This is a genomic window from Azospirillum sp. HJ39, assembly GCF_041507355.1.
In the GTDB taxonomy this organism is placed as follows: domain Bacteria; phylum Pseudomonadota; class Alphaproteobacteria; order Azospirillales; family Azospirillaceae; genus Azospirillum; species Azospirillum thiophilum.
In genome coordinates this window covers 62860-85808 of sequence record NZ_CP167902.1, presented here as the reverse complement: position 1 = coordinate 85808, position 22949 = coordinate 62860, and the positions used below count along the sequence as shown (strand labels likewise).

General features: G+C 63.9%; 21 protein-coding genes. 3 read left to right on the top strand and 18 right to left on the bottom strand.

Annotation, left to right across the window (positions count from 1 at the left end):
* Positions 1 to 273: 273 nt before the first annotated feature.
* The 3 genes from ABMY26_RS00405 to ABMY26_RS00395 are packed head-to-tail and all read left to right on the top strand — an operon-like array spanning position 274 to position 1105.
* On the top strand, positions 274 to 537 hold the full coding sequence (locus ABMY26_RS00405; RefSeq protein WP_372393710.1) for a hypothetical protein: 264 nt from the start codon (positions 274 to 276) through the stop codon (positions 535 to 537).
* Entirely contained in the window at positions 534 to 767 is a 234-nt protein-coding gene (locus tag ABMY26_RS00400) for a hypothetical protein (protein ID WP_372393708.1), read from the top strand. The genes ABMY26_RS00405 and ABMY26_RS00400 overlap by 4 nt, the downstream gene beginning before the upstream one ends.
* Positions 764 to 1105 (top strand): hypothetical protein, encoded by a 342-nt coding sequence (locus ABMY26_RS00395; protein WP_372393707.1) that lies wholly within the window; start codon positions 764 to 766, stop codon positions 1103 to 1105. Before ABMY26_RS00400 ends, ABMY26_RS00395 begins: the two co-directional genes overlap by 4 nt.
* Before the next feature lie 41 nt (positions 1106 to 1146).
* Here ABMY26_RS00395 and ABMY26_RS00390 read toward each other — a convergent pair whose 3' ends face one another.
* The 18 genes from ABMY26_RS00390 to ABMY26_RS00305 all read right to left on the bottom strand — a co-directional run bounded on the left by ABMY26_RS00390 (position 1147) and on the right by ABMY26_RS00305 (position 22271).
* Positions 1147 to 1683, bottom strand: coding sequence for a ribosome-inactivating family protein (locus tag ABMY26_RS00390; RefSeq protein WP_372393705.1), 537 nt, complete (start codon positions 1681 to 1683; stop codon positions 1147 to 1149).
* A 72-nt stretch (positions 1684 to 1755) separates the two neighbouring features.
* Positions 1756 to 2061 carry a hypothetical protein gene (locus ABMY26_RS00385; RefSeq protein ID WP_372393703.1) on the bottom strand — a complete coding sequence of 102 codons (306 nt, stop codon included), beginning with the start codon at positions 2059 to 2061 and terminating at the stop codon, positions 1756 to 1758.
* A 121-nt stretch (positions 2062 to 2182) separates the two neighbouring features.
* The gene (locus tag ABMY26_RS00380) at positions 2183 to 2872 is read right to left on the bottom strand and encodes a thermonuclease family protein (protein WP_372393701.1); all 690 of its coding nucleotides are present in this window, start codon (positions 2870 to 2872) and stop codon (positions 2183 to 2185) included.
* A 343-nt stretch (positions 2873 to 3215) separates the two neighbouring features.
* Positions 3216 to 3482, bottom strand: coding sequence for a hypothetical protein (locus ABMY26_RS00375; protein WP_372393699.1), 267 nt, complete (start codon positions 3480 to 3482; stop codon positions 3216 to 3218).
* On the bottom strand, positions 3464 to 3784 hold the full coding sequence (locus ABMY26_RS00370; RefSeq protein ID WP_372393697.1) for a hypothetical protein: 321 nt from the start codon (positions 3782 to 3784) through the stop codon (positions 3464 to 3466). Before ABMY26_RS00370 ends, ABMY26_RS00375 begins: the two co-directional genes overlap by 19 nt.
* On the bottom strand, positions 3781 to 3984 hold the full coding sequence (locus ABMY26_RS00365) for a hypothetical protein (RefSeq protein ID WP_372393695.1): 204 nt from the start codon (positions 3982 to 3984) through the stop codon (positions 3781 to 3783). The genes ABMY26_RS00370 and ABMY26_RS00365 overlap by 4 nt, the downstream gene beginning before the upstream one ends.
* A gap of 110 nt (positions 3985 to 4094) precedes the next feature.
* The gene (locus ABMY26_RS00360) at positions 4095 to 4397 is read right to left on the bottom strand and encodes a hypothetical protein (protein WP_372393693.1); all 303 of its coding nucleotides are present in this window, start codon (positions 4395 to 4397) and stop codon (positions 4095 to 4097) included.
* Between the two features lie 438 nt (positions 4398 to 4835).
* Positions 4836 to 5426 (bottom strand): KilA-N domain-containing protein, encoded by a 591-nt coding sequence (locus ABMY26_RS00355; protein ID WP_372393690.1) that lies wholly within the window; start codon positions 5424 to 5426, stop codon positions 4836 to 4838.
* A 521-nt stretch (positions 5427 to 5947) separates the two neighbouring features.
* Positions 5948 to 6151, bottom strand: a complete 204-nt coding sequence (locus tag ABMY26_RS00350) for a hypothetical protein (RefSeq protein WP_372393688.1) — start codon at positions 6149 to 6151, stop codon at positions 5948 to 5950.
* A gap of 2 nt (positions 6152 to 6153) precedes the next feature.
* Positions 6154 to 6987, bottom strand: a complete 834-nt coding sequence (locus ABMY26_RS00345) for an N-acetylmuramidase domain-containing protein (protein ID WP_372393686.1) — start codon at positions 6985 to 6987, stop codon at positions 6154 to 6156.
* A gap of 86 nt (positions 6988 to 7073) precedes the next feature.
* Positions 7074 to 7277 (bottom strand): hypothetical protein, encoded by a 204-nt coding sequence (locus ABMY26_RS00340; protein WP_372393684.1) that lies wholly within the window; start codon positions 7275 to 7277, stop codon positions 7074 to 7076.
* Between the two features lie 73 nt (positions 7278 to 7350).
* Positions 7351 to 7833, bottom strand: a complete 483-nt coding sequence (locus ABMY26_RS00335) for a discoidin domain-containing protein (protein WP_372393683.1) — start codon at positions 7831 to 7833, stop codon at positions 7351 to 7353.
* A gap of 2 nt (positions 7834 to 7835) precedes the next feature.
* Positions 7836 to 8480 (bottom strand): hypothetical protein, encoded by a 645-nt coding sequence (locus ABMY26_RS00330; protein ID WP_372393682.1) that lies wholly within the window; start codon positions 8478 to 8480, stop codon positions 7836 to 7838.
* Positions 8477 to 8821 (bottom strand): hypothetical protein, encoded by a 345-nt coding sequence (locus tag ABMY26_RS00325; protein ID WP_372393988.1) that lies wholly within the window; start codon positions 8819 to 8821, stop codon positions 8477 to 8479. Before ABMY26_RS00325 ends, ABMY26_RS00330 begins: the two co-directional genes overlap by 4 nt.
* Positions 8822 to 8828: 7 nt before the next feature.
* A complete protein-coding gene (locus ABMY26_RS00320; RefSeq protein ID WP_372393986.1) occupies positions 8829 to 10085 on the bottom strand; it encodes a hypothetical protein in 1257 nt (418 codons plus the stop codon).
* Positions 10085 to 10957 carry a hypothetical protein gene (locus tag ABMY26_RS00315; protein WP_372393985.1) on the bottom strand — a complete coding sequence of 291 codons (873 nt, stop codon included), beginning with the start codon at positions 10955 to 10957 and terminating at the stop codon, positions 10085 to 10087. Before ABMY26_RS00315 ends, ABMY26_RS00320 begins: the two co-directional genes overlap by 1 nt.
* Positions 10954 to 12777 (bottom strand): hypothetical protein, encoded by a 1824-nt coding sequence (locus tag ABMY26_RS00310; RefSeq protein WP_372393983.1) that lies wholly within the window; start codon positions 12775 to 12777, stop codon positions 10954 to 10956. The genes ABMY26_RS00315 and ABMY26_RS00310 overlap by 4 nt, the downstream gene beginning before the upstream one ends.
* Entirely contained in the window at positions 12774 to 22271 is a 9498-nt protein-coding gene (locus ABMY26_RS00305; protein WP_372393981.1) for a phage tail length tape measure family protein, read from the bottom strand. Before ABMY26_RS00305 ends, ABMY26_RS00310 begins: the two co-directional genes overlap by 4 nt.
* Between the last annotated feature and the right edge of the window lie 678 nt (positions 22272 to 22949).

The following is a 22949-nucleotide window of genomic DNA, read 5'->3' as shown; positions in this document are numbered from 1 at the left end:
GGGAAATTCCGTACCGGGGCTTTGGGTGCGCCGATTCGGGTCTCTGAGCGTAGGGATGTTCCAAGTCATATTGGCGCGTGAACTCCATACGGAAGTCGCAGAGACTGCCGGCGCCATAGGCGTAGGGAAGTTCCAAGTGGAATTGGGCTCCTGTGGGATAGCCGGGCTTCAGTTGGAGCCGGTATCGATCAGGGGTGGTCAATCTGCCATAAATGGCAGATTGACCCGCTGGGCAAATTCGGTTCCCATGAATGAGAACATACGGTGAACACAATGGATGACCACCTCCAAGAGAAGCCACCCTCGCCATGGTCGAGTGAGGGCCAGCCTGTTCCGGACGAGCAGTTGATCATCGGCTTGATAATCGTGCTGGCAAAGCACAGCGGCAGACTGACCACCCGCCGGGCCGATGTGACCACGCGCGAGACCATCGCCCGCGACTTGGTCGCCCAACTGCGCCGATCCGGCTATCGGATCACCTTCGGGCCGGGCGCGGCAGGCCACAGCACGCCGTACAGCTTGGCGGACAAGCCGTGACCGGCCGCCGCCTTTTCGTGATCGAGGGCACCCGCCGTCGAGTCGTCGCATTGGCGCGCGACGCTGGTCAGGCGCGGGCCATCGCCGCCATGCTGCTGCTCGGCAGCCCGCACGCGCCCGAGCGGGACGCACTGGTGGTGCGCGAGCCCGAGGAGGAGGAGCACGACGCCTTCGAGGCATGCCGGCCGGCGCCGGGTAGTGATGTCGATCTCGGGGCTATCCCGCTGTGACCACTGGCCCGGCCGTCACCTTTGGCTACCAGCAGAGGGGCCTGGAGGACTGGCGGCAGTCCGGGTGCCTGCACGTCGAATTCTGGTGCCTCGCCTGCCCGCACATGGTGCGGGTCCACATCGAGCGTCTGATCGGCAAGGTTGGGACATCGACGCCGTTCGTCGACCTTGCTCGCAAGGCCCGATGCTCAGCCTGCGGCCGGCGGGGCTGCCATGTCCAGCCGGCGGACCCGCCGAAGCCTGGGCACAGCGATTATACCCTGTGGCTGATTGCTGAGGTCGTGCGCCGGAAGGATTTCATCATGCTGGCGGAAATGGAATTGAGGGAAATGGAGTAATGTCTGCCACCGAGCGATTCTCCAATTATGGTTCTGCTAAACTATGCCTTCACCACTCGTACTTTGTCTGCCTTCTTGTGGTGTGTCCAATCCAAATCATCAATATCTTTGTTGTGTAAAATAGATAGAATAACGTCATCAAAGCGTACCGCTTCCGCGAAGGCAACGCATATAGTCCAAAATGATTTCTTGATATCATTAGGATTCTTTCCATCTATTCTGTAGTAAAGATCTGTTATTGCGCCATTCACATTCGCAAGACTCAACTTGAATGGAGAGCTTCTATCAAGCCCAAGCTCGCCATATTCATTTCCATAAGGAAGTCGATAATCGGCCACGACCGAGCAATGTGCATTTTTTGCCAGGAAAAGCTTTCCATTCCGCGCTCGAAAGCCTTCAATGTATAGATCGTCAAGTTTATAAAATAATGTCAGAGGTATTGGCGTAAACTGCAGTGTGAACTGCCCAAATCCGGTTCTGGTTTGATGTGGCCCTGGCACTCCCCCGCCGGGCGGTGCATTCGTAAGATCGCGACGGATCAAGCTGACATTTAGCGGGTATGTCACATTGTCAAGCAATTGTGCGCTCCATTATGTTATTCTGTTCTACTATTTTACGATTAAACAGAAAGTGAAATCATAATTCATTCTTCACATGCGCTCACCATGCGAGCGTCGCCAACGCGCTACCATCGCTTCCGTCACGTTGTCGGCGTAACAGATCGGCGACCGCCCGCCTGGCTTGCTATAGGCACTCCTGCCACCACATCTGTGCCCGTTCCGCATGGTGCTGAAGGGGCAGGCGCAGGCACCCGGGTAAGACGCGATCGATTCTGAAATTATCCGTTGCTTCACCTCATCATCGGTTAGCCGCGTATCGCGCGCAGCTGCGGCGCCAGCGATCAGCAGAGCCGCCACAATGGCGCATCGCACCCAAGTCTTCTGTAATCGGCTCATCGTCGCGGGGACCTCCGCCAAGCCGCGACACAGCTCCAGGCGTAAAGGAAGCCAACGACGGAGGCGAACACCGCGCCTTCGACAATGAGCGCGAATCCACGGGAAACAGGGTTGCGGTTGTTCATTGCGCCGACTTCCTCCAACCGGCGGTGGCGGCGTCCTGCTCGCTGCAGAACCACCGTTCTCCGTCGCGCTCGTTGATCTGCGTCTGCTCGTAGAACCGGCCGCCGGGAACGTGATAGATGTGCTCGCCCTTTGCTGAGATGTTGCCCTTGATCTTGCACCCGACGGCGGTCGCAGCCGGCGCCGCGGCGCTCTGGTTGGCCGGCTGCTGCTTGCCCTCCCGCTTGTCCTTTCGCCAGTCCCAAGGCTGCTGGAAGGTGCCGGCCCAGATGCCGGCGCGGGCGGCCCGGGCAGTCGCCTCGGCGTCGACATAGTCCTTGCTGTACTGGCGATACGCCATGGCCCAGCCGTTGGCGACCATCCAGGCGTTCAGCGACTCGCCACCAGCCGAGCACGCAGCGACGCTCCGGGCGTACCGGTCGGTATCTTTCACCTCGCACGTCACTGGTCTCCGAGCGATCCGGTCCGACAGCGCATTGGCTGCCCGCTGGCCGCAGCGCCAGTCCTTGCCGGCGGCGTCCTGGCAGAGCTGCGCGCTTTCCGGGGCATCGATCCCATGCAGCCGGATGCGCTTGCCCTGCACCTCCAGGGTGTCGCCATCGATCACCGAAGCAGTGCCGGCGATGCTCTCGGCGGCGGCCGGGGAAGCGAGGATCAGGAAAGCGACTGTGAAGGTGGCAAGGCGCATATTGCTTCTCTATGAGCGATGATCAATCGGATGATGTCCGGGATAATGATGAATGTCGATCCTCGAAAGTCGATACTTCAATCTACGGATGCTCGTTGCACGGGTGCGTCCGATTTAGCAAGTGGATAGACCGACCGCCGGTCCCTCCAGTTCCTATATGATCCGGCTTCGATCTCCTCGCTCTGCCCTCCGATCGCATCCGGAGTGCGGGAGGCGCGGGGGAGGGACGCATTTCGGCGGAAGTATGAAATCCCCAGCACCAGTATGGGGCACCAGCAAGTCCATCAGCGTGTTGGTGTCGATGCTCGGTACCGCGGCGTGTTCGTGATGGCCTATCTTTCTATCAGGGCGCCGTCCACGCCTCCCATGCGCCCACCCTCTTCCGGAGCAATTCGACATAGCCGACGAGGGCATCCCGCCCCGCCGGATCGAGGCAGGCGATCGACGATGTGCCTGGCGCGCTGAAGATGGGACCGGGCGGCGGAATGGGCGCAACCAGATCAGCCGGCGGCTCCGCACGCTGGACCACCGGCACCTTGACGGCGATCTGGTCGGAGGCGCAGCCGGACAGCAGCAGCGCTGCGGCAAGGGTCAGGGGGAGGCGAGCCATGCGTTCAGCTCCTCGACGGTCTTGAGGTTGGGTTTGGGGCGTGGGGCGAGCGCCTTCAGCGCCCGCGCGTCGGCCGCCGACTTCGCCGCGGCGGCTTTGTCCTGCCAGTCCATGACAGCGTCGTTCTGGAGACGGACCGCGCTTTCCAGCGTGTCGGCCCGCTGGCGCTCGTTGGCAAGGTCGGAGCGAATCAGCCACAGGGACAGGCCCAGCCCGCCGGCTGTGGCGGTCAGCAGGCCGACCAGCACCAGGGCGGCGATGCCGCCGGCCCGGGTGCCGAGGAAAGCGATGACGCCGGTCATGCGGAATGCTTTCCATCAGGGACGGCGGCGATAATACCGGTCAGCACGTAGCCAGCCACCTCCAGCCAGAGGGACACGTCTTCCGGGGTGTAGTGCCCCAGCGCGCGGGAGAGGACGGCCCCTACGGCAAGGCGGGTGGAAGGTTCAGCAAAGCGGTCAGCGGCATAGATCGCCACAGCGCGCCAGTCGATGACAGCCATGATTGGCTCCTTTCGGGCATGAAAAAACCCGCGGCCGGGGTGGCGCGCGGGAGGGCGATAGAGTCAGCAATAGAGAAGGCCGCCCACTGGGGGCGGCCTTTTTTAACGGATCACGCAGAGTAGAGGTCGTACGACACGTTCGTACCACCACCCAGCGCTCCCTCAGCGCGCAGCCAGAGTCCTTTGCCCGGCGCAAGTTCGATCGAATAGGGAACGGTCATTCCCGAAGCCTGCGTCGAGTTATGGCAGGCGATGACGGGCGTATTGACCCCAACCGGCCCAGGAGCGGAAGTACCAGTGATGAGATAAGCAATACCCGCCCCGTAGAGTTGCAGAGTTGCCGTACGCACAACAGCGCCGGCGACATTTGCCGTTGGATTGATGATTTGCAGTGAGGTGTTATTGGCAGTCACGTTATTGAAAAAAAATCTGCCCAGCCTTCACAACAGTCATAGCTGCCTCCTTCATTCAATTGGCTAAAAGGACTTTAGACCTATATTTTTGAAAATGTGTGATTTTGTACCCTGATTTTCACTTATTCTTATGAGCCGGTCTTTTGCCTAAGGAGGATCCTGCCAGAGTCCCCCTGGCGGAATGGCGTGAGCGGATCGTCGTGGTAGGCTGGTGGTCTGCGAAGCTGGTTAGGCCGTTCAGTGGCGGGGAAGCGCACGCTCAGCACGCACACGTCGCAGATCGTGATCGCCGGGCGACCGGGAATATCGCCTCCGGCTTCTGCGCGAGCGGAACACAGGGTGGGGTGGCGTCCTCCCCGGCGGTCACATTGAAGCTACCGAGGAACTGGTTGATCCTGAGGAAAGAAAAGGCCGCCCGGTGAGGGGCGGCCGAGAAGGTCAATGGGGCGGCTGTGACGGCCAATTTGGGAGTGCTGCAAAAAGGTTCCCTTGGCGCAGTGGTGACGGAAACAAGTCAGCGGGAGCTTTGATGCCAAGCATGTTCAAGACTACGGGCATGATTTGGGCGGCATATTCTGGACCACCATTCCGCCGAGCTTCACCCAATAGGCGAGTTCCGGCGTTGCATGCAGTAATTCGCAGCTTCAGTTCGGCATGGATCTGCGCAGTCGTCATTGTATGTGCAACCCTACTTGACTCCATGTGTGCGCGAACCACGCCGTTACACCACTCATGAAATTCAGGGCTGAGGTACTTGGCGTACGCCATGCCGATCTGCCAGTGCGCCCAAGTTCCGCCGCTGCGGCCAGTTTTAGTAACAATGTGCTTATTGCCGGATATTCCTGCAGAAAGCGCAATATGCTGTATAAATTCAACGGCTTGAGGTAATGCTTTCCAATCGTTGGGCGCTCGCCCATCCGGTGCCCCTGCAGCCCTCCACATGTCGGTAAGATTCAGCGTCTCACCGCGATCATGAATAATAGTCCCATTGTAGGAAAACGCAGCCTTATGTAAGGTGGAGTTCTTCATCGTGTGCATACCTCATTGATAGACGATGGAGAGGCCCGGCCGCGCAAACGGCCGAGCGGGGATACGGCGGCGGAGCTATCTGGGGAGAAGCTCCGCCGCCGCTGCTTTTGGACAAGCGGGGTCGCCATCCAAAATTCGAAGTGGGAGAAGACGGTTCGCTGTGCAGTGCGCAGCGAAGGCGCGGTGTCGCGCCTGCATGGTTCGTCATGGGGCATCTTATAGCGCAGATGCAGCTCGCGCAAAAGCGCCACTTTTGTTTCACGGAGCCATGCCCGTGAAACGCATGCACGCGACAAAAGTTATGTGGATAACTGCCATTTTCTGTGGACAAATGGCGCAAGCGCCATTTTACCGTGCGGATTATGGCAGCGACTCGGGCTGCGTTATCCACAACGGCGTGGCTCCGCATGCACAATGTCGGAGGGCTGTCGCCGGGCGACCACCTTAATTTTCGAGGCGGCAGATGAGGCGCGACGCTGCGCCCTACGACCTGGGCGAAAAAATCGACACGTCCGCCACGATCACTTGGGGGCGCCAGCGTGCATCCGGCCCTGCTGATAGCCGTTGACGAACTGGAGACTTGCCTCCGCGCCGCAACGGGAGCACCGGTAGCGCGCGGGCATGGGGCGCCGATCCTCGCGCTGGAAGTCGTGAACCGGGCAGGACTCCAGTGCCCGCAGGTTGGCCTGCACTTGGGCGAGCAAGCCCTTGGCGTCGATCGCCATGGCTACAGCCCCATCGCGACGGCGGTCATGGGCCCGACCATGCCGTCGACCTTCAGGCCGCGGGCCACCTGGGCCAGTTCCACCGCGTTGCGTGTCATCCGGCCGAAGTCGCCGTCGGTCGACACCTTGTAGCCGAGCGCGGAGAGTGCCCGCTGAAGGCTCGCCACCTCCGGGCCGTAATCGCCGATCGACAGCGCTCCGTCGGCCGGGGTGCCGCTGATGACACGGGCATAGGCCGCCGCCAGCTTCGTGTCATAGGCGTTCGCGGCAAAGGCCGTGCCGTTGTACCCGCGGGCGAATGCCGGCCAGTCCTTTCGGCGGAGCGCGTCCGCCAGTCCGCGCGCCTTGATGAAGGCTGCCACGGCGCCGAGTTGCTGCTCCTCGCCTTCGGCCATGGCGCGGACGAAGGACTGGACGCTGGAGAAGCCGCACAGATCGGCGTTCATGCCTAGCACCTGCCCGACACCCCAGGATGCGGCCTCCAGGGCGACGTCTTCGCCCAGCAGGTCGACCGCGCGCAGCAGTCGGTCCCATTCGCCGCCGCCGGTGCTGGCGTAGAGGGTGCGATCCCAGGCCTGTACCGACAGGCCGGCCACCTGGCGCCCACACAGCCGGTGAGCGATGTGGGCCTCGTAAAGGATGCGGGGCCGGCTGTCCGGGGCAGCCAGAAAGCCGCTGCGCATGCCGGTCTCCACCACCAGCACGGCGGACAAGGCGGCCGGCTCGCAGCCGAGGTCACGGGCAGCGCGGTCAACGGCGCCGAGCGGGAGGTGCCGGGCAGCGCCGGTATAAGAGCGGGCGCGCGGGATCGCCGCGCCGGTGGGCGTGGTGGACATGGGGTTTCTCCCATTGGGGTAGAGAGGAAATGGAAAGGCGCTTACCGGAAGCTGAGGCGGTCTGACGGCATGTCGGACTTCCTCCCTCAACTCGGGCGCCTGCTGGCGCCCTTTTTCTTTTCAGCTCTTGGGCCGGCCGGCTGACCGAGCCGGAGGAAGCCGCCGCACATCGCGCGGCGGGCGTTGACGAGGGTGTGTGCGAGCAGCAGGAGGGCGGCATCTCGGTTGCCGCCGCAGGCATCCAGCGCCTGCTGCACCTCCAGCTCGGCCGGGGATGGGCCGTCGGGCATGCGAGAACCTCCGGGCATGAAAAAGGCCGCTCACAGGCGGCCGGGGATGGTCAGGGTTGGAGTGTTGTCGCGGTCACCAAGTGATCGTCTTGGTCTCGTCGTTCGACCAACTGATGCCGAACGGGAAAGCTATCTGCGTCCAGTTGGCCAGGTCTTGCGACCCAAGCACGGAAAACGAGGATGGAGCGCCGCCAGCGAAGCCGCTTGTCATGATGACACCGCTGATGCCGATGGACGAGCCCGGACCGAAATACACTTGCAGCCACGGCATGCCTTCCGTTACGCCAGAGTCCCAATACGTTCCGGTGTTGCCATCGAACGCTCGCCATGCCTCAAAACCGCCGCTGACGACGGACGCAGACGCAACAAGCGGCGACGGCGCTGTATCGCTCGTCATCGGCACAGTTGGGAGCTGCGCTTCGCCTGACAGGACCCGCAACTCTTTGAGGCTGTAAGTCTGGCCGGCGCCAGACTTGTTGTGGCAGCTGATCCTGATGGCTGCCCACCCTCGCCGCGTCGGCAGAGTGGCGGACATGCTGAGCGCGTTGATGAGCATGATTATGCGTCCGTCTGCGCGGCGATGGTCAGGTACAGCCGTACGCCAAGCAGGCGTGCCGACGATGACAGCGTGTCGCCGCCGGCCGTTGCGTCGCGGTAGACCTGGAAGATGACCGTGTCCAGCGCTGCCGGGCTGCCTGCGATGGTCATGGCCGAAGTCGCGCTGGTGAGATGGGCCTGCGACGCGGATTGCAGCGCATCCGTCACGGTGACCGCAGAGCCGAAAGCCGCGTCCAAAGCGTCTCCATCCCCCACGGCCAGGGCCTGGATGCCCCAGGCGACGGAGCCAGATCCAGACAGCGCGGTCCAGAGGAATTGTGCAGCCACGGTCCCGCGATCCCAGCTCTTCGGCATGGCGACCATGGCCTGGGCGTATTGCGCCGTCGAAGGATCGAAGTCATAGCCGGCGATCATGACACGATTGGTAGAGGTCTCAGACGCGTTGTAGATCGGCCCGTTGGTGGTGCGGCCTACCAGCCCAATGGCGGGCAGCCAGACCGTATGCAGCCCCTGCTGGATGCTGCTGTTGACGCCCGCCTGCGCCATGGCGAGGCTGGTTTGAATGCCGGGCACCGCATCGGCATTCTGCTTGTCGCGCGGCCCCATAAGCCCGGCGTGGTACGTGTCGGCGAGGGGATAGGTCATTGCTGGCGCCTCCGGCGGGGATTGGCTATGTCGCTCAGGACGAAGGGGGAAGCGGCCTCAAAGATGGCGTCCCATGCAGCAGGATCGGCATCGAGCCGCAGTGGCGCCGGATAGGCGTTGAGATGGAAGCGCTCGTCTACGACGGTGGGCGTCACCACCTCGCCTGTCTCCGGATCGACGACGGCAGCCGTCAGGGCGAGGGGGCCGATTGGGTCCACATCGCACACCGGGCCAGCGGTCAGCCAGCACGGGGAGCCGTTATGATCGATGACGCGCAGCATGGGCAAGGCTTCGATCAGCGCCGCCTCAGTGTCCGCGCGCAGTCTCAGGGTCATGGGCATGTCAGCCTCACGCGGTCAGGAGAGGGTGGGTCGCGTTGGACAGGCGCCGCGGGAACTGCGTCAGGCGCGCTATCGTGCTGTTCCAGGGCGCCGACGATCCAACCAGCGAGCCGATCCGCAGCGTTGTCACCCCAGAAGGGATGCTGCCCGATGATGCCGTGACGACAGTCCCTCCGTTCAGAGACGCGACAAAAGAATTTGCGGCCCATGAGAACGAGACGCAAATTGCAGCGTCGTCAGCTACGGAGCCGAGACCAAGACTCGACTGCGTGACGCCCCCAACCTGGGTTAGTGCGTAGACAATCCGATTGGTCTCTCGATAGATGAAGAACCTATTTGATCCGGTGCCGTCGTCCATGCACCACAGCACCTGTCCGGTCGAGCCCATGCCGAGAGCGGTCCGGCCCCGGATTACCACAGTCCCTTCGGCGGCGCTCCAACCGGCTACTGCGGATAGTAGTAGAGCATTGACGTCGGCCGCGCGAGTGACGGTTGAGCCCACCGTGCGTGTGTAGCTCGTCGGGAGTACGCCAGTTTCGAACTGGGCAAACTGGACAGCCCCCGAAATGGTCAGCATCAGCGTGCCTGCGGCCGGCGTGAACGTCAGCGTCTTCAGCGCCGGGAATGCTCCTGTGCCGGTTACGGAAGCAGCGTAGGCACCGGACAGCGTGACCGTGCCGGTGCCGTAAAAGCTCAGGGTGTAAGCCTGCGCCGTGACGCTGACCGCCTGTGTCGATGGGGCGTCGCTGCCAAGGATGAGATTCGTGGTAGCAAGCTCGACACGAAGACCACGCAACGCCGATGTGATCGGGTCGTACTCGATGGGCGCCGTACCGGCCGGCACATAGGTCAGCAGGCCGGATTGCCCGGTCACCCACTTGCCCGACGATCCGGTGATGACGCCGGAAGGGACAGCGGCCGGGCCGCTGAAGGGAAAATCCAAGATGGGCGGGATACCGGCGCGATCCACGACGTCGACCGATTGAACGATGCCGGCGGCGGTGTTGGCGGCAGCAACAGCTTGGTCGCGAGCCGCCGTGACGATGGGCACTGATGGGGCAATTTGAGCAACGGCATCGATTGCTTGCTGGCGCAGAGAAGCCGCCTCCAGTGCGTGCTCGCCAACTTCTGCCACTGCATCGACGAAGAGGTTCTCCCACTGGTCGCGGGTTACTCCGTCGGCACCGGCTTGGGTCTTCCGCTTGTGGCCGAAATTGGTGCCGAGGTCAGCGCCGGTGTATTCCTTGCCCTTCAACATCACCATCAGAGAACCCCTTCAAAGGAGAATGGGACTTCGTCGTATTCATCCGTGACGATCCGGAACGGCGTTGGATCAACGTTGCGGACGAAGTTGCACATGCGGAGCCAATCCACCTTCCGGCTTGGGAAGGGGAAGAATAGAAACGGCGTATCTAGGTCATATTCTTCGTTTGCGTCATGCATGCGCTGACGCGCTTCGTCCGTGGGTAGGTAATCGATGGTACCCTTCCAGGTCGGAGCCTTTGGAAGCCTGTTGAATTCCTTGTGCCCACAGGCGGCCTGAAGAGCCGTCGTTCGAAAGTTGAAGCCGTAGCTCATTCCGAAGGAGGGGTTGATCGACACCTGATGCCCGAGGCAGATCTCGAACATCCTGATCCGGAAAGGACCCACCGCCGGCCTGTCTCGGCGCATCGTTACTCGGATTGCTTGGACCATGACGGGGGTTGGCAGCCAAACCGGCCGGACCGGCGTCCGCTTCTTCGCGCGCTGCCGAGCTGAGAGCTTGCCGGTCCAGAAAGACTCGTGCTCGAACGGCAGAGCGCTCCGGTCGTAGACGATGGGCCAGAATTCTTCGCCCAAGATGGCCTGAACAGGCTCATGCATGTCGAAATCGGCGAACAATTCGATGTCGAAGGTGTCGTCGCCATCGGCGTCGTGGCCGACGAAGGCCAGCAGCCCGACAGGCACCGGCGTCGGTGATCGAGCAATGAATGATGTATCTGCGACGTTCCCGGACGCCGTTTGGCCCACGCGATAGAGCGGCATCGATCCGAGATTCGTCACCGGCCGGTCAGGATCCCAGGCTCTACCACCAGCCTCGAAGATGAACTGGCCGGTCCACTTGTCGAAGCCGATGATCGCGTTGACGTTGCTCATAGCGCGATCTCCATCAGGTCCAACTTCATTGACTGTCCTTCCAACTGGCGCCCGTTGACGCGCAGCGCTTTGCCGACCGACAGGCCATACCGGCTCGATTGCGCAATGACGCAGGCTCCTGGCCGTGCGACGAGAGTTTCCTCGTTGAGGAAAGAGGTGAGGGTGAAGCGATCGCGCGGAACCGAGTGGACGGCGAACAGCCGCTGGGCGAGTGCGAGCGCATCGGAGCGGTAGCGCAGCGCGGTCTTGACGGGCAGCCGCCGCTCGCCCCACAGGGCGATGACCGCCGCATCCTTGCCGTCAACCGTGGTGGGCCACGTCGCGGTCAGCGACTCGCTGGTGATCTGCGCGCGGATGTCCGCGCCACCCACCGGGTCGGTGGCCGATGTGCTGTCGCCCGCAAGGTCTCCGGCGTCCAGCTTCCGGTCGCGCGGCGCGAACTGGATGTCGACGCCGCAGACCGGCAATCCGCGCGTATCGTCATTACTGGCGACCAGTTCCAGGTCGACATAGGGCACGTGACCGAAGGGCGCATCCTCGTCGGAACCGACGAGCTCTCGGAAGGTCAACACCGTCTCGCTGGCGGCGGCACCGTCGAAGACAATGCGCCAGACGCTCAAATCGTCATCATGGTAACCGGCGACGCCACCGCACAGTTCGTCCAGAACGTCTTTCTTGGTGCGTTCGGATGTGCCGGCCCAGACCCCCGCTTCCCAGGGACAGGCCGTGTCCAGCGCGGACACGTCGGCTCCAGAGATGTCACTGTCCGTGTAGCCGCAATCCTCGATCAGAATCCTGCGCCAGACCTGGGCCAGGGTCCGGGCGGCCGGCGTCGCTCCCTCCCATGCCGCCAAGGTGAAGACGCCGCCCTGTGACCCAAAGGTGGTCTTGCACCAGGCGCCATCGCCGTCGGAGCCATCATACCAGTTGAAGGAGCCGGACGCGGGGGTGGAGTCCTTCAGCACCTGGAGGGTGTTGCACTTCGTCCCTACGGTGATGGGGGCGCCCCGATTGCGGCCGTCGGCGACGCCGTGGATGCGCCGGTCGCTGATCTGCCGAAGGTCGCCGACGTTGTTGGTCGGTACCGGCTCGATCTGCGGCCGGTAGCCGCGCAGCCGAGGGCGGGGCTGGTCTTTCAGCCCCTCACCTCCCACGGTCGACATGCCACCGGCCCCGGTGCCGGGATAGGTGGACGATTGCCACCGGCTGTCCAGATCGGACAGCTTGCCGCGCCAGCGGAAGAGCACGTCCTCCTTGCTGACGACAGGCTGCTCGACCGTGCCGGTACGGACGACAGTGGCCGTGCTGTAATCGGCGCCGGCATCGGAGACGATCAACTCTCGTGCCAGCCTGCCGAAATAGGCGTAGCGTCGAAGATGGTCCCGGAGGCCGGCGTTGATGATCTTGATCAGCCCCTTTTCGACGTCGGCCGCGCCGAAGGACTTTCCGTCTCCATGGAGGCTGACGGATCCCTGTGCATACCCCTCGGGAGTGATGATGGGCTCGTATGGGCCCGGCGCGGTGGCGGTGTCGTATTCCTCATTCGAGAAGCGCAGCGTGCCGGCGGCCAGCTTCCACCCGGCATGGGTGCCGATTCCGCCGGTCGTCTTGACGCTGAGCGCGAAGCCGGTGGCGTCCGCCCATGCCACCAGCCCTTCCATCCAGGCACCGGATCCGTCTGTCGCCTCCACGCGGAGGGTCATCCACACGGTGGCCTGCGGCCCGGAGGTCAGGACGAAGCCTTTCAGCCCCGTTCCGACCGTGTGGGTGCTCGCCGACGTCGCGTTGACGTAGCAGCCGATTTCTACGAGGTGGATCATGCCGCGCGGTCCCGGTCTCTCTGCCGGCGGAGCGCTGTTTCGGTGCGCTCATGGCCGGCAGCGTTGGTGATGATTGCCTGTTCGTCGAGCGCCTCTTTCCGGCGCGCGTCCTTGCTCCGCTCGGCGCGCAGTTCCTTGACCTCACGGGTGAGTTCTGCAACCTGTCGGACGAGGGGGGACAGGTCGAAGCGCTCTGGTGTCGGAGCTACCGTTGATCGATCGCCGATCGACGGAATTCCGTAGGGCAGGCGGTCATTGGCAGCGGACTGCCACATGTCGTAGATCCGCATGCTGTCTGCGGACGACGCCACCGCTGCGGCGCCACCCTGCCATAGCAACTCCGGCCCCTTTTCGCCGACCCACACCGCGCCCGGAGGCGTCGACATGGTGCCTACGGCGAAGCCCGGCACGCCGGCGGTGTGCGCGGCCGCACGAACTGCCGCCTCGAAGGCGGCCTGGTGGCCGAGCTTCACCCAGGCGTTCAGCCCGGCATCCACACCGCCGTCGTAGCCGGCCGCCTTGACCGCGGCGGCCTGCTGCATCTGGGTCAGCCCGTCCCAGGCTCGCTGCACATCTTCTGGAGCGCCATACCGCGCCCCGCTGCCGACGGTAGTGACGTTGCCCTCGAAGGTCGCAGCCCGGGTCTTGTCGGTCGCCAGCCAGATATTGAAGGCTTCGTCGATATCGCCGCCCCAGCCCATGGCGCGGGCGATGCCGTGCTGCTGCTCGGCCGACAGCCCGTCCCATGCCGATTGCACCGCCGCCGGAGCGCCGTAGTGCGGTGTGTTGTCGTTGGTGCCGGTCAGAGCCTTGAGCGGACCCAAGGCAGCCTGCCAGACCGCATACGACTGATCCATAACGTCCTTGAGGCCGCTGATTGCCCCATACTGCCGTTCTCCGATCCGGGCAGCCTCCGCCCGGGCCTTCTGTAGCTCCGAAAGTTGGTCCTGGGCAGCCTGAAGCTGCTGATCGGCTGTGCCGAGATCGGCGTTGACCGGCAGCGTTCCGAGTTGATCGAACACGGCACGGACGCGGTCGTAATCGGACCTGTCGCTGTTGGCGAAGTAGGCGTTCGCCAACTGGACGACGGTGGGGCCGAGCTGCTGGAGCAACGACTCCGCCGCTGTCTTTTCCGTGTCGGTGGCAGTTCCGCTGGTCGCGGTGCTGTAGGCTTCCTCGAATTGCCGACGAGCCTCCAGCAGCTTGTCGTAAGCGCCCAGCGGGCTGTTGTCGCTGAGCGCCAAGCTGTCGTAGGCCTGCCGGAATTGGCGGGCGACCGCCGCCGCGGCGACGGCACCCTCCTGCAGCTCCGAAATCAGGTCCTGTTGGGCGCTGATCTGCTGGTCATAGGCGGCGAGGATGTCCTGTTGGGCCAACTGGAAGGCTTGCGCCGCCCGTTCCGCCGCCTGGACCTGTTGCAGTTGCGTCGTGTCGCGGCCAGCATCCTGAGCGGTCTTCAGCTCCTGGCGCTGCTGCTCGTCCAGGGTGATCAGGCCGGAGCCGCGGCTGTTGCCCAGCGCGGCGTACATCCGGGAATCGATGCCGGCATTGAAGGACCGGGCCGCCTCCGCCGTCGCGTCGGCCAGTGCCTGGAGTGCTGCCCGCGCCGCGTTCACCACCTCCGGCGTGGCGCCGAATGCGGTGATGATCTGCTGAAGGCTGGCGCTGGTGATGCTGCCCGACTTGACCAAGCCCTCCATGTTGTTGGTCAGAGCGCCGGTGACCTTCGCCATCTGCTCGGCGCGGGCGGTGCCTTCCGGCCAGAGGGCGGTGACGTCCTTCACCGACGTCTTGTAGGCGTCGATCAGGCCAACGGCGCTGTCATAGCCCTCCTCCCCCTTGGACTTGCGGAAGGCGGTGTCCAGACTGTCGCTGTAAGAGCCCTGCTCCTTCCGCAGGTCATTCGAGAAGCCTTCATTGAGCTTCGCCGCCAGTTCGTCCCCGATGATGCCCACGCTGGCAAAAGCCTTGACCAGATCGGTGGCGGTGGTGCTCCACTTCCCACGGAACTGCTCGACCTTCTGCTCTTCCGGGCTGGTCTCGACGGTGACGCCCGCCACCTCGTCCAAGAGGCGCTTTCGGACAGCCCCCAGCGCCTCCATCTGGTTGAGCGCACCGAAGAGACCGTCAGGCACGGACTGGCCGGCGGCGACATAAGCATCCGCCGCCTTCTTCATGTCCGTGGCCAGGGCGTCAAAGTCCTTGCCGATCGGCGAAAAAGTACTGTCACCAAGCGAGACGACGACGCTGTTCAGCTCCGCGATCCGGTCCTTGACCAGCCCGACGGCATCGAACTGCACCTGAAGCGCGTCGGCCTTTTGTTGCGCCTGCTCCTCCTGCATCTGCCGGGCTGCGGTCGCGGGTGCAATCCCCAGCTCGACGGCATAGGCATTCGCGCCGTCAAGCGCCCGCTGAAGGACGTCGGGGATTTGGCCGGTGCTGGCCAGCAGTTGCTGCGCGGCGGTGTCCAGTTCCTCCAGAGCCCCCAGCGGATCGTCCTGCGACCCGGCGAAGACTTTCCACGGCGCGTCCGCGATCTGCTGGACGGTGGCGTTCCGCGGGCCTCCTACCGCCGCCGCGCCAATGAGGGCGTTGGCCTGCGCGCCATTCGGATCGGCGGCGATCACGTCGCGCAGGCGCGTCAGTGTCTCCAATACGCCGGGGTCGTAGCTCCCGCCACCGCTGGCTGTTCCGCCCGGATCGCCCGGCCCAGACACCGAGCCGGCCTCGCCGGCTCCGAAGGTCGACTCCAAAAAGCCGCCAAGCGTCTCGGCTGCCGCGCGCATGCCGCCGATGGCAGCTGTCCCAAAAATCCCCACCATGCCGGCAAGGGCCTGGGTCTCTTGCGCTGGAATTCCGACCGCTTCGCTGAGCGCCTCGTTGACGCTGTCAAGCGCCTCACCGATCGCATCCAGGAAGCCACCGAATCCATCGGAGGAGTTGCTGTTGCCATTGCTGTCTACGCCGTAGCCGCTGCCCGTATCTCCCTGAGACGTGCCGCTGCCCGGGGTGTCGCGCTCGCCGCCAGGGCTGTTGTCGGATCCGACACCGTCGCCGCTGTCGTCGAAGCCGAGCAGCCCTGTGACCGGGTTCACCTTGCCGTTCATGCCCAGCGCGCGACGGACCGCGGACAGTTCGTCCGTGCTGCGCAGGTGGATCAGGGTGTCATCGCGACCCTGCCCCAGCCCGGCCAGCATCTGGGCGGACTCGCGAGCATTCCAAATCCGCTCGCCGCCGCCGAGCCGGACGACTTCCGGCCCTTCTTCGCCAACGACAGCCCAGCCCGAAGGCGCGGAGACCGTCCCGCGGGCGAAGCCCGGCAGCTTGGCACCGGAGCTGACGGCAAAAACTGTCTGCGCGTTGTCGATGACGTCCAACAACGACGCGCCGAAGGTGTTGGCGCTGTCCACCCCGGTCTGGAACTGGCTGAACAGGTCGGAGATCGACGAGCGCAGCGCCTGGACTTGATCGTTGAAGCTGTTCGCGAATTCCAAGTGCGACAGCATATCCTCCAACGACGTCGCGCTCTCGTGCGCGATGGCGTAGGCGATTTCCGGCACGCCCGACTTCATCCCCTTCAGCAGCTCAAGGGCGGCTTGCTCCGCCGATTTGTGCTTGCTGTCGATGTAGCTGTCGCCGGCCTTCGGCGTCAGGTTCAGCCGGGCCGCGATGTCGTTCAGGCCCTTCGCTACCTTGCTGGCGTCTGAATTGAAGCGTGTGGGATCGCCGCCATTGTCCTGATCGAACGCGCCCAGCGCATACTTGCCGTTTTCGCCCAGTGTGATGTGCGAGATCGAGTATTTCTCGCCCCGGTCCTTCGCTCCGGTGACGGCCGACAGCAGCGCGCCAGCCGCCATCATGACGCCGCCGACGATTTGACCGCCGGGGATCATCGCCGCCACGCCGCCGGCCGCCATGAGGCCGCCACCGATCTTCTGGCCGGCGGTCGCGCCCTTCTGGGTCGCGGTCAGAGCACCACTGGCGATGCCGCCGACGCCCTGGATCACTTGCCCCCAGGTCGTGCCGCCCGCCGACGTGTTGCTCCACTGCCCGTTCTGCCAAGACCCCGACTGCCCAGCATCGAACAGGCGCTGGGCGTTGTCCTCCTTGAAGACCGGCTGAGACAGCCACGAGCCGCCAACGCCTTGCGTCGCCGGCGCGAAGCTGGTGGAGCCGTCGGCGTTTTTGATGACCTTCTGCTGCTGGCTGTTGCCGCCCCCGAAGAGGCCGCCGAGCCAGTCGCTCGCGCCGCCCAGCATCTTCGAGAGGCCGCCCAGGAAGGTGTCGGCGCCGTCGGTCGCGGCATCGCCGAACTTGGTCGCGCTGTCGCCGGCCTGGGCCAGCCCGTCGGCGGCGCTGATGGCGCCCTCGCCGATGTGGCTGACCGCCCGGCTCTGCACCTCGATGACGGAAGAGGCGTCCTTGGTGACGCTGGTCATACCCAGCGCGCTGTCCACCCACGATTGCTGTGTGACGGTCAGCGTCTGCGTGCTGTCGATGGCGGTGCGCTGGACATCCACCGCGTCCAGTTGGGCCTGGAGCGCGTCCTCCTGCGCCTTCGTCACGCCACCGACGCGGGCGCCCATGGTGGAGACATCGGTGCTGACGGTCTGGACGGTCTTCCCGAACCGCTCGACGTAGGTCACCGCCTCGGCCGGCAGGGCGCGGCCCTGGGTCAGGTGCTGCTGCACCCGCGTCGGGCCGGCATTGTAGGCGGCGATGGCGTTGGTCCAGTTGCCGCCGAACTGCCGGCCGAGCATAGACAGGAATTTCACCCCGCCCTGGATGTTCTGCTGCGTGTCGGACGCATCGACGCCGAGCCATTTGGCCGTGCCCGGCATCAGTTGCATGACGCCCTGCGCCCCGGCGCTGGAGGTCAGCAGCCGGCCATCGTCGCGGTACTGGCGGAAATTGCTCTCGATCTTGGCGACCGCCAGCACCACATCCTCCGGCACGCCCTGCGCGCGTGCCTCCGACCGGAGCATGTCGACAACCTGCCCGCCGTCCTTGATCGCCACCGGCATCGGTCCGGCGTTGGTCGCTGCGCTGAAGTTCAGCGCAGCGTTGCCATCCCCGAACTGCACGATCATCGGGTTGCCGCGGGTGCCGAGCGAGCCGGCAGCAGAACCGGCACTTCCCAAGCGCTCGAACGCAGCTCGGTAGCCGCCCGGATCGTTGTCGTTCACCGCCTTGACCATGTTGTCGTTGGCGGGGGTTGGCGACAGCAGCTTCGTCATCGTGCCCTGGATCCATCCCTCCATCGGCTTGGTGACGAAGCTACGCAGGAACACGCGCTCGATGTCCTTGGCGAGCGCCTTGAACACGTTCGACAGCTTCTCCCCGCCCAGCAGAGCGTCCTCGAAGCCCTTGCTGATGACGTTGGCAAAATCCCGGCTGGTCTCGGTCGCATCGGCCACGCGGGACTTGTATTCAGCCACCGCGCCAGCCTGGGCGATCCAGGCATCACGGGTCGCTTGCGGAACGGCCTGCCAGTCCGCGGAGTTCTGGACCTCCAGCGTGGCCTTGAGGATGGCGACCGAGCGCTCCCGCTCGGCATTCGACGCACCGAGGAGGTCATATTCGGCTCGGGCGACCTTCAGATCCTGGTTTCCCTGCCGGATCGAATTGTTGACGCGCGCGACAGCATTTTGCGCCTCCAGGGCGCGGGTGCCCGCCTCGATTGCGCGGGCGCGATCGGACTCAAGTCCGACGCCTTCCTTCAGTGCCTGTGCGCGGGCCTTATTCTGGATCGTCGCTTCGGCGACCGCTGCACCGGAGACGGACTCCGCCTGTGCGAGGCGCTGGGCAGCGTCGATCTGCTCCCGCATGTCACGGTTCCAGGCCGCCTGCTGGCCCGCCAGCGACACCATGGACTTTTGCAGTTCAGCCTGCGCCAGGGCAAGCGCGCGTGTCGGGTCGACCCCGCGGGCGGTCTGTTCGGCATAGACGTTCATCGCCTGCGCCTGGGCTGCGGCAATATCGCCACCCTGCGCCTGGGCTGCTGCCAGCCGCTGCGCGGCGGCAACGGCGAGATTCGCGGATGCAACTGAGGCGTCTACTTGCGTCGACCACTCGATGGTGCTCTTCGTGAGGGCGTCCTGCTTGGCCTGCTGCGCAGCTTGGATATTACCAAGGGGATGAGTGGTGTCAGTCGTCTCCCGGATCACCTTGTTGAACGCGGCCTGCGCCTGTGCGGCGATGATGGCCGGCTGGGACAGGGATGCCGTCGCGGCAGCAAGGATCCGTGCGTCGGCTATGGCTTCCTGTGCCGTGCGGTGCCGGTCGGTCCCCTCGGCCGCGTATTTGCGGTCCAGGCCCTGGTTGATGTCTGCCGTCTCCGTACCGGTCAGGCTGTCGCTTGGCTGTGCACCACGCTTTTGGAGAACCGCCTGACGCTGCTGCTCAAAGTCACGCGCTCTGCCGGCTGCCGCCTCCATGACGCGGGCCTGCCGCTCCATCTCGGTCGCGAAGGTCTTCGCTGGGCTGATGCTTTGTTCGAGCTGGTCCCGGTAAAGCTTCAGTAGGCGGGCCGCCTCGTCCTTCGTGGTGGCGCCGGCCTTGATTGCGTTGTTCAGCAGACCTTCGGCATTGGCGTAGGCCTGGGTGGCGTTCTTGGCCGGGTCGACCGAGCGGGCGAAGTCCATGACCGAGGATTGGAGACGCTTGAAGTCTCCGTTGCCCTTTTCGATGACGGCGAACCAGGAATCGGCTTCTGCATTTTGGAAGGCGCGGGAATAGTCAGCCGCGGTTTGGTCAGCGATCTCCTTGGTCGTCAACTTCGCGCCATTGACCCAATTGCTGCCGTTCGGATCAGCCTTGTAGTCGGTAGCCGCTTTATCAGCGACGGCCTTCAGCTGCCCCACTGTCCTCGTGTCGCTCGCATATCTCGCGAAGGCATCTGCGGCGTCGCTGATGTGGGTCGAAACCGATTCCCAGGCTTTGGCGTACCAAGCGACGTTTTCTGCGGCACCCTGCGTGCGGGAGCGAATTCCATCGAGCAGAAGCGTCTGCGCCTGTTCCAGGTCGCCCTGTACCTGGTAGTTCTTGATGACCTGCAACTGCGCGTCAGAGAAGAACCCGTACTTTTTGGTCAACTCCTCCGCCGCGCGGGCCGGGTCGGTGAACATGCCGGCGAGCTCTTTGCTCGCGGTGTCCATGTCCTGTCTAGTCGCGACGGCCCAGTCCTTCGTCGCGCGGGTGACTTGCTCCAGCATCTGGCCGCCGATGCGGCCGGTGCCGGCGTACTGCGTTTCAAGATCGCGAGCGGCGCTGCGCGAGATGCCCGCTGCTGCGGCAGCCGCGTCAGCCTGGGCGACGATCTGCGCCGTAGTCATGCCTGTGCTGTTGCCGGTCAGGCGATTCACACGATCAAGTTCGCGCAGCGAGCCGGTGTAATTGTTGACGGCGATCCCGAGCGCGACCACAGGCCCAACTGTTGCAGCCGCGGCCGCGGCATAGCCAAGGAGCGCAGCGCTGCCGCCTTGTAGGAGCGTGAGCAACTGGGTGCCCTGCGTCATGGCGACGGTTTCGAGCGGAATGCCGGATGCCAGGGACTGGATCGTATTGACGCCGACGGAGCCCAGAACCTGTTGGTTCATCCGGGCTTCGCCCTTGGACGTGCCCTTGCCGAGACGGTCCTGTTCGGCGTTCAGCTTCTCCATCGCCGCGGTGAGTTTGGCGACATCGGCGCCTTCGGCGGCCATGGCCTTGCGGAGCAGTTCCTGATCGGCGGCGAGTTCGCGGGACTTCTTGGCCGTCGGATCCAGGCGGTCCAGGAGCTTGGTGACCGCATCGGCCTCCTTCTGCGCTTCGATCGCAGCGGGACCCATGGCGTTTTTCACGCGGTCCATATCCGCGGCCATGGCTTCTGTGCTGCTGCCGACGCTGGCGTGATAGGCGACGACCTGCGCAAGCGCCTGCTCGTATTCGTTCTGCTTCTTGACCGTTGGATCGATTTTCCCCATCAGGGAAACGTAGGACGCGGCGAGGCGGTCATTCTCCGCTGCCAGCCGCTCGGCATCCTGCGTCGCCTTCTTCTGTGCGGCGATGGCCGGATCATAGGCCTGCGCCACCTCGCGCAGGATGGCGGCACGGTCTTGGTCGGACGCGCCGGCGGCATCCAGGATCTTCGTGACGCGCTCGACTTCGGTCGTGTAGTGGCGCTGCGCCTCGGACACGCCGCTGTACTGGCCCTTCAGTGCGACCAGCGCATCGGCCTGGGCCTGTTCGCCCGACACCAGCTTGCGGAGCCGCTCATACTCGCCTTCGTCGTCCAAGACACCGACCCGGCGGGCAGCATGCAGGGTGTCCAGCGCTTCATTGCGCCGGGCGATGGCAGCGGATTCGTAATCGTACCGAAGGGTCAGCTTGTCGAGGGCGTCCGTCAGGGCAAGGACATCAACCTTCTCCTGTTCCAGGTTCGCACCAGTCTGCGACGGCTGGGCAGGCGTGACAGATGCTGGCGCGGGGATGTTGGTGGACAGCAGCCCACCGTTGCTCACGGAATAGCGGCCCGCCTGCTGGGTGGCATCGGCATGCGCACGCAGCGCCACGGTCTCGGCCGTGATGGCGGTTGTGCTGGCTTCGCGCGCCTCTGTGCCACGACGAACGACGGCGAGCAGCCGCTCGTTGTCTTGCGCTTCGGTAGCCACCTGGCTGGCGTGCGACTTCTCGGTGGCGATCAGCCGGGTCAGTGCGCCGTCGAGCTGCTGCTCCGTCTTGGCAACGGCACCGAGGCCTCGCTCGTATTCGGCCTGTACCGCGGCCTCGCGCTGCTTGAGCGCGATCACCTCGTTGGTCCGGCTCCGCAGGTCAGCGAGCACAGCGGAGTTTGCCGCCTTCGCCGTGGCGATGTCCGCGGCGGCGGCGGCCTTGGCCTGCTCCAGCGCCTGCTGAGCCGCAGCACGCTCCTGGGCGGCGATCTCCGTTTTCGCGCCCTTGTGCAGATCCTTGATCCGCTCCCACTCCTCCTGGGCACCGGCGATGCGCTTCTGCGCCTCTTCACGGACCAAGGCCATCTGCTGGTCGAGTTGCTGCTTGGCGAGCGTCAGGATGTCCCGCTGGGCGGCGCGGGCCGCGGTGACTGCGCCCTTGCCGCCGGCATCCATGGCGCGGGCCATGTCGTCGGCAAGCCGGTTCATCTGTGCGGTGACGTCGCCGGTGAACTTGGTGCGCCCGAAGTCCTGCAGAGACGTGACGGCACTCTTGGCCGCCTGACGGACGACGTCGAATTTCATGCTCAGGTCGTTGACCGCACGCGTGCTGGTTTCGAGGCTGCTCTCCAGTGCCTTGATGCCCGCGGTCATGGTAGCGGTCTGCTTGGCGAACAGTTCGGCGGCGGTGCCGCCGGCGCCGAGCGTGGAATTGTAGCGGTCGACAGCACCCATGCTGTCGCGTGCGCTGTTGCTGATGTCCTCCAGCGACCGGCGGACGGCACGGGACCCTTGCTCGGCGCCGGACCCGTCGATTCCTACGGAAAGAACTGCATCGGGCATGGAGAAGCCTTTTCATCTGGAGCGCTTGAGGGGTTGGCCCTGATGGAGAAAATCCTTGAACCGCAGCGTTATGCGCGTTTATTTTCTTACCAAAACTGCTTAAATTAGTAATTGTGTATTGTTGGGCAACCTGACATGATGACCGGCAACGAACCGCGTCTGTCCTCTGGGGTGCGATGATGCGTAACGGGGTCGTGCTGCTTCCGATGATATCGGTGGTGTTTGTCGGTTATTTTCACCCGGCATCATCTCAGGCGTCGGATGATATCTGCCGCATACTCAGGGAAAGACTGATCCGGGGAGACATTTTGGATTCTGCCGAACGAAAGAAGCATCTTGAGTGCGTCAGTGTGAGTCAAAAGGGTCCAGTTGTTTTGCCTGGAAACACCTTCAATGTACCTCCTGAGGTTATAGCACCGCCATCCTCTGTCCCGCCACCGCCATTGTCTGTACCGACCCCTAGCATTCCGGACGTCAGACCTGTTCCTGCATTGAAATCACTTGTGAAGCCGGATTCAATGCAGAAGTAGCAAAAATCTGTAGGTGCAACTTGTTGAGACATGGGTCAATATCTCAATGGAATTGTATTTGTTGATTGAGGCTATATGGTCGGCAGGATTTCTGCTGGTGATGTCATTGATAGTATACTTAATTTTTATTATTGTCGGCTATTTGTAT